We start from the raw sequence: 7,001 nt of genomic DNA, 5'->3' as shown, positions 1-7,001 counted from the left end.
ACTTTTTAAATTTTGAAGTTGATGTAGAATCTAGTGTGAATTTGACAGATTTTGACGGCAATACCCTACAAGAAAAAATCTTCGCTCAACGCCATAACTTAGTTGGTGCTACACCTGTGCTGGCTTTCTTTGATTTAAATGGTAAACGAGTCGTACGCCACACAGGTTTTGCCAACAAGAAAGACTTTTTACTGCTGGCAAATTATTTTGTTGATAAGTCCTACAAAAAAGAGCCCTTCATACGCTATAAACGCAAACACAAGTAATGCAAGATGAAGTCTTTACTCATTATTTGGCTGTTTTTATCATTTTCCACACAAGCACTGGAATTGCCAAATCCACTAACATTGAAGCGTACACTAGAATTGGCAACAACACAAAATCTTGAACAACAGCAACTCTCTATCAATATAGCGCTTGATAAAATTGAATTAGAATCTTACCAAGACGGTTATAAAACAACAGTTGACTTAGATTTACAGTTAGCTAGGCGTGATAATGAAAAATTAGGCCATACTGATTACTCTCATGCCTTTATTAAAATCAACAAAGTACTATACGACCAAAATGTAGAAATTAATCAAAACGCCGCCAAAAGCAATGTCAAAAACACAGAATTTGCATTACAACAATTTAAAATTGATAAAACCACGCAAGTGATGCAAGCTTTTTTTAATGTTATATTGGCTGATATGCGTCATGAAACCGTATTAGAACGCTTAGCAATTTCTGCCATTCGTGCAAATCGCATTCAAGATAATTTTGATGTACAAGATGCCTCTGAAGTAGAATTATTGGAAAAACAAACACTAACACAATTCGATGTTGTTAAGCGTATTGAGGCCGAAGCAGCGCAAATCACCACGCGTGCTAAACTTGCTCAACTGCTTAATATGACTTATGAAAATAGACCTGATGATTTGGTTAAACCTGATTTAACCCATTTTTTCAAAAAAGAATTAGATGAATTTGAAATTTGGCAAAAAAAAATACAATTGAGTAACCTAGAATTGGGCGAGCTAAAGCGTATGCTTGCTAATTTAAAACAGCAAAGAAATCTAGAAAAAAACAACAAAGAAATTGTCATTAGTTCAAACATTAGACTGGGAGGGCAATCTTACGATAGTAGTAAAAATGGCAATTGGCGTGCTGGCTTCAACTTTGTTATGCCTTTTGGTCAAAGCCGGCGTCAGAAGAAAAAAACCTCTGAGCTTTTAGTAAAAATCAAACAACAACAATTACGCATTGAACAACGCGCTCAAGCGCTAAACCAACAAGCCTTATCGTTGTGGCTTAAGTTAAAAACACTCAAACAGCGCCACCAAGCACTAACAACCGAACTTGACTATCGAGACCTGTATCTTGAGCTTGCTCGTGCCAATTACGAAATGGAAATTAAAAGTGATATTGGCAATGCGATGGGCAATCTAACTGACACTGAATGGAAATTAACAAAAAATGAATTTGACTTTGTGATTGTTTATACACAATTACAACAATTAGCAGGAGAAGACTATGCGCTTTAAATCATTAGTTTGGCTAGCAATATTGTTGCCATTATCTACTTTGGGATTAGAAATCTATCCACAAGTATCAGGTACAATTATAGAAATAAAACCGGTCAAAACCCAAGTGGAAAAAGGTGATGTTATTGTAAGACTTGACGACAGACAGTCCAAACTTGAACTGCAATATTTAAGAACTTTGCAAAGCATCAAACAACAAGATTTTGATGACAAAAAGTTAGAACTTCAACAAACCAAAGAGCTGTATGAGCGTTTGGTGAATTCTCATCGAGATTTAGAAATCGCGCAATTAGCGTTTGATGCGACAAAGCGGGAATTAGACGCACATAATCTTAAGGTTAAAATCGCGCAAATTGAATTAGAAAAATACACTATTACCTCACCGATCTCTGGCGTTGTTAAACACTTGCCAAATCAAAGAAATGTGGTCAATATAAATGCGCCTAAAGTATTAATGATTATTGAATAAGTCTGGCGATAGTGTGGCTTTATTTTCTAGTATTTTGCTCAATACGCAAGACAGCCAACATAATCACCAACAACATAAATATTGCTAGCGCTTCCCACATCATAGAATAAGCAGATTTTTCTATTCTCAACGGACCTATTTGTAGAAAATTTCTCTTATCTTTTTCTTTGATTTGTTGGAAAAAGGACTGGTCATGCCATTTAATAAGCTCATCCATATTAACTTTAGCATCTACGATTGCAACTTGATTGGTTAATTTTGCTAAAGACTTGACATAAGCCACAGACACCGATTGTGGCTGTTGGTTTAATTTAACTTTGCTTGATATTTTAACTTTTTGCTTAAGATCAGTTTTGTCAATAACCTTATCAGACAAACCACTTAATGCGCTAACAATATCATCAATATAGGCATTAAAAGTCTTGTCAAAACGCTGATTATTATCTAAGTTTTTACCAATCTTTGCTTCTTGATTGCGTATGAATTTTTGATAATCAGCAAATTTCACCACTGGGGTATCAATTTTATCATCAGTCTTGACATCGACCTTGTTGTAACTCATAATAACTGCCATAACCAATATGATAGTCGCAAACAATAAGCCTAAAATTTGTGTAATTTTAAGAAAACTTTTTTCGATGAATCTAAACATATTTGGCTACCTTGTTTTAAATAAAATCGCTTATTTTAATTCATTTTAGAATTTCTCGTGCACCCATCTCAATTAGTGTGTCTGCCAACTGCACGCCTAATGCTTCAGCAGCATCAACACTACCCGATACTTGATGCTTTAAAATCACACCAGAATCTACATTACCCACCAAACCTGTTAGTGTAATTTGCGCACCATCAATCGTTGAATATCCTGCAATGGGCACAGAACAACCCCCTTCTAAGCGTGCATTCATAGCACGCTCAGCGCTCACTCTATAAGTAGTTTGTTTGTCAATGAGTGGTTTAATTAAATCTAGTATCATTGGGTCATTTTCTCGAATTTCAATACCGACTGCACCTTGCCCAACGGCAGGCAATGATTGTTCAGCAGGTATTTGTTGCTTAATTCTATCTTCAAATCCAAGACGAATAAGTCCTGCACACGCTAAAATAATACCGTCAAATTCACCCTTGTCTAGTTTTTGTAATCGAGTATTAACATTACCACGCAAATCTAGTATTTCTAAATCTGGACGAATGGCTTTAAGTTGCACAATACGACGCATTGAACAAGTGCCTACTTTTGCCCCTTGTGGTAAATCATTAATGCTCTCAAAATTATTAGACACAAAAGCATCGAATGGATTTTCTCGCTTAAGTATCGCACCTAATTCAAAATCTTTTGGGATTTCATACGGCACATCTTTCATTGAGTGCACCGCAATATCTGCTTTTCCTTCTAGCATACCGACTTCTAATTCCTTAATAAATAAACCTTTCCCGCCAATTTTAGACAAGGGGGAATTTAAAATCTGGTCGCCTTTGGTGGTCATTTTGACCAACTCAACACTTAGATGGGTATGGTATTTTTCTAGCTGTGCCTTCACATGCTCTGCTTGCCAAAGTGCTAGAGGACTTTTGCGTGTTGCAATTTTGATTGTTTGTTGCATTAAATTGATTTAAAATCGTAGTAGATATGTATTTTAACAAAAAACCATGAGGACTCTAACGGCAAAAAACCTTTTTCAAACAAAACAACAGGCAAAAAAGGACAATAAAAATATTTTGCTGTTGATGCATCTAGAAGATTGCTCTTGGTGTCATTTTGTTATCAGCGAAGTGATAGACCCAATGATTGAGCTCAAAGAATATACCGATAAACTCATTATTGCTCAAATACAGATACACGCAGGGCTTAGCATGGTGGATTTTAAGGGCGCGAAAATTGAGAATAACGACTTTGCAGATAGGTACGATATAGATTTCTATCCAACTTTGTTGTTATTTAATGCACAAGGTGTGTTGTTAGAAAAGATTGTTGGCGTTGCCAGTGAAGATACTTATTGGACAGATTTAGATAATAAATTGGAAAAACACGGCTAAAACATTATGAATAAAACCAACCAATCTTGGGGCGGACGCTTCAACCAACCAACCGATGAATTTGTTAAAATTTTTGGCGCTTCGGTATTTTTCGATAAAATTCTCGCCCCTTATGACATTCAAGGCTCAATTGCACACGCCACAATGTTGCAAGAAGTTGGGTTATTGACTGAGGATGAAAAATCACAAATTATTGATGGTCTAAATACGATTCTTACTGAAATTGAAAAAGACAAATTTGATTGGTCGCTTGATTTAGAAGATGTGCATATGAATATTGAAGCGCGCCTAGTAGCGATGATTGGTGATGCGGGCAAAAAACTACACACAGGACGCTCGCGTAACGACCAAGTGGCAACTGATATTCGTCTGTATTTGCGTGAGCAACTTGACAAAATTAATGATGAAATCAAGCGTTTGCAAGTAGCATTACTTAATTTAGCCGAACAAGAAGCAAGCACCATATTGCCAGGATTTACTCATCTACAAGCCGCTCAACCTGTGAGTTTTGGTCATCATATGATGGCGTATTTTGAGATGCTCTCTCGTGATGCTGAGCGTCTAATCGATTGTCGCAAACGACTCAATTCAATGCCACTTGGTAGCGCCGCATTAGCAGGCACGACTTACCCAATTGAACGCGCCCGCACTGCTGAATTGCTAGGTTTTGAGTGCATTTGCAACAACTCGCTTGATGGCGTTAGTGACCGTGATTTTGCCATAGAGTTTTTATCAGCAGCCAGCATTATTATGATGCATTTATCGCGTTTTTCTGAAGAATTAATTCTTTGGTCAAGTGCACAATTTGACTTTATTGAATTGCCAGATAGCTTTTGTACGGGCTCATCTATTATGCCACAAAAGAAAAATCCCGATGTGCCAGAGTTAGTGCGGGGTAAAACAGGCCGTGTGTATGGTAATTTAACGGCCATGCTTACCATTATGAAGGCACAACCACTCGCCTACAATAAGGATAATCAAGAAGACAAAGAACCCCTATTTGATACGGTTGACACCCTTAAAGCTTGCTTACGCGTATTCGCCGATATGGTGCCAACCATTCAAGCAAAGCGTGACAATATGTATAACTCTACTAAGAAAGGCTATACGACTGCCACGGATTTGGCAGATTATTTGGTGAAAAAAGGTTTGCCATTTCGCGATGCACACGAAGTAGTGGGTTTATCGGTTGCTTATGGACTAAAGATACAAAAAGATTTAAGCGAGTTAAACTTAGAAGAGTTGCAAAAATTTGATGCTCGGATTGAAAATGATGTGTTTGATGTACTGTCGTTAGAAGGCTCACTGTGTGCGCGTGACCATCTTGGTGGTACTGCACCAAATCAAGTCAAACAGGCTATCAAAACTGCTCGCAATAACCTAACATAGAATGAGAATTGTTTTTGCAGGCACACCTGAATTTTCAGTTGGTGTTTTAACGGCACTTATTGACGCTGGACACAATATTGTTGGCGTCTATTGCCAACCTGATCGTCCCAAAGGTCGCGGTCGTATATTAACGGTCTGTGCTGTTAAAGAACAAGCCTTAAAGCACAACCTTTCAGTCTTTCAACCAGAAAGCCTAAAAGATGATAATGCTCAAAAAACCTTATTTGCACTCAATGCTGATGTTATGGTGGTAGTGGCTTATGGTCAACTATTACCAAAACTCGTCTTAGATACCCCTAAGTACGGATGCCTTAATATTCACGCCTCACTATTACCACGCTGGCGAGGCGCTGCACCTATTCAACGCGCTATTCTAGCAGGTGATAAAACCACGGGTGTGTGCATCATGCAAATGGATGAAGGACTGGACACAGGCAATATTTTATTAGAAAAAACCTGTGATATTACTACGACTGACACCGCGCAAACCTTACATGACAAACTCGCCACACTGGGGGCTAAAGCTATCATTGAAGCATTAGAAAACTTTGACAATTTATCCTCTACAAAACAAAATGAAGAAGGGGTAACTTACGCTAAAAAACTTAAAAAAGACGAAGCGTGGATTGATTGGCGTCAATCTGCTGATAAAATCAACCGTCAGATTAGGGCATTTAACCCCTACCCTATTGCGCAAAGCAATGCCACAAGTGATAAATTTGAATCCAAAGTATTACGCATTCTATCTGCCAATATTGTGGAAAAAACATCTCATGAAAAACCAGGGGAAGTCATTCAACCTTCTACCAAAGGCGCTTGTTACATCGCAACAGGTAATGGCATATTAAGTTTAGAGCAAGTGCAATTATCAGGCAAAAAAATCGCACACATTAAAGACTTTAACAATGCTTATCAATTACATAAACTAGGATTGTAATACCACTTAAGCGCACAAACCTTGCCTTGTCTATACTTTAAGGTTTTAAACAGTTTAATTGACACTCCTTTTTCTACCCAAGAACACCTTAAAAAAACCCGATGATAGTACCAATCTTTTTCTGCCTGTTTGTCGCATATGCAAAACATCATTCATGGAATTAGCCATAAAACCAAATACATAGTTGCATTTAGTCTTAAATTCTTTTGTAGTGGGATTTTGATGGATTTATTTTGTTAAAAATTATTGGAGACCTTTACATAAATAGGAATAATCATCAGAAACCCACTTTCCACCCACTTGGCGATTTTTTAAACCCAGCCTTAGCCCTGCTAGGACAAGGTTTAAAGAAATCACCAATTGGGCAAAAATTGGATTTTGCTAATCATCCCTATTTATGCAAAGGCCTCTATTGATTTTTTTTGTGATTTTTGCTTTGATTTACAAAATTTGATGTATTATTATCAGGGACTAGGCATCTACAAAACAACAACGGAAAGCGAATCATGACTACTACAAGAACAATAGCATTTGTGCCAACCATAACGATTACAGGCAGTGGCGGTATGGGCAGTGGCGCTAACAAAATTACATTTAATTTTAACAAAGCCATTCAAGACGGGTCGTTTACCGTGGATGATAT

8 protein-coding genes and 1 pseudogene are annotated in these 7,001 nt (G+C 37.4%); 7 read left to right on the top strand and 2 right to left on the bottom strand.

All coding sequences use genetic code 11. The features are described 5' to 3' along the window. The 3 genes and pseudogenes from BBROOKSOX_RS08175 to BBROOKSOX_RS08165 form a co-directional block, all read left to right on the top strand. A pseudogene (locus BBROOKSOX_RS08175) lies at positions 1-266 on the top strand (thioredoxin); the annotation flags it as partial. 6 nt (positions 267-272) lie between these two features. After that, positions 273-1,526, top strand: a complete 1,254-nt coding sequence (locus tag BBROOKSOX_RS08170; RefSeq protein WP_139660855.1) for a TolC family protein — start codon at positions 273-275, stop codon at positions 1,524-1,526. Then, a complete protein-coding gene (locus BBROOKSOX_RS08165) occupies positions 1,516-1,995 on the top strand; it encodes an efflux RND transporter periplasmic adaptor subunit (protein ID WP_139660853.1) in 480 nt (159 codons plus the stop codon). The genes BBROOKSOX_RS08170 and BBROOKSOX_RS08165 overlap by 11 nt, the downstream gene beginning before the upstream one ends. A 19-nt stretch (positions 1,996-2,014) precedes the next feature. Here the strand turns inward: BBROOKSOX_RS08165 and BBROOKSOX_RS08160 are convergent, their stop codons facing one another. Both BBROOKSOX_RS08160 and hemC read right to left on the bottom strand, forming a co-directional pair. Beyond that, positions 2,015-2,647, bottom strand: a complete 633-nt coding sequence (locus BBROOKSOX_RS08160; protein WP_139660850.1) for a hypothetical protein — start codon at positions 2,645-2,647, stop codon at positions 2,015-2,017. A gap of 40 nt (positions 2,648-2,687) precedes the next feature. After that, positions 2,688-3,599, bottom strand: a complete 912-nt coding sequence (gene hemC, locus BBROOKSOX_RS08155) for a hydroxymethylbilane synthase (protein ID WP_139660848.1) — start codon at positions 3,597-3,599, stop codon at positions 2,688-2,690. 46 nt (positions 3,600-3,645) lie between these two features. Here hemC and BBROOKSOX_RS08150 point away from each other — a divergent pair, with 46 nt between their 5' ends. The 4 genes from BBROOKSOX_RS08150 to BBROOKSOX_RS08135 all read left to right on the top strand — a co-directional run bounded on the left by BBROOKSOX_RS08150 (position 3,646) and on the right by BBROOKSOX_RS08135 (position 6,868). Continuing rightward, on the top strand, positions 3,646-4,032 hold the full coding sequence (locus BBROOKSOX_RS08150) for a thioredoxin family protein (protein ID WP_139660845.1): 387 nt from the start codon (positions 3,646-3,648) through the stop codon (positions 4,030-4,032). Between the two features lie 3 nt (positions 4,033-4,035). Further along, positions 4,036-5,421 (top strand): argininosuccinate lyase, encoded by a 1,386-nt coding sequence (gene argH / locus BBROOKSOX_RS08145; protein ID WP_139660842.1) that lies wholly within the window; start codon positions 4,036-4,038, stop codon positions 5,419-5,421. Position 5,422: 1 nt separating this feature from the next. Continuing rightward, complete coding sequence (gene fmt, locus BBROOKSOX_RS08140) at positions 5,423-6,358, top strand: methionyl-tRNA formyltransferase (RefSeq protein ID WP_139660839.1); 936 nt, start codon at positions 5,423-5,425, stop codon at positions 6,356-6,358. A 360-nt stretch (positions 6,359-6,718) separates the two neighbouring features. After that, positions 6,719-6,868 (top strand): hypothetical protein, encoded by a 150-nt coding sequence (locus BBROOKSOX_RS08135; protein WP_218973714.1) that lies wholly within the window; start codon positions 6,719-6,721, stop codon positions 6,866-6,868. Positions 6,869-7,001 lie beyond the last annotated feature (133 nt).

It is taken from the genome of bacterium endosymbiont of Bathymodiolus sp. 5 South, from assembly GCF_900128535.1.
Lineage (GTDB): Bacteria > Pseudomonadota > Gammaproteobacteria > PS1 > Pseudothioglobaceae > Thiodubiliella.
The sequence above is the reverse complement of the archived record's forward strand: the minus strand, read 5'-3'. Positions and strand labels throughout refer to the sequence as shown.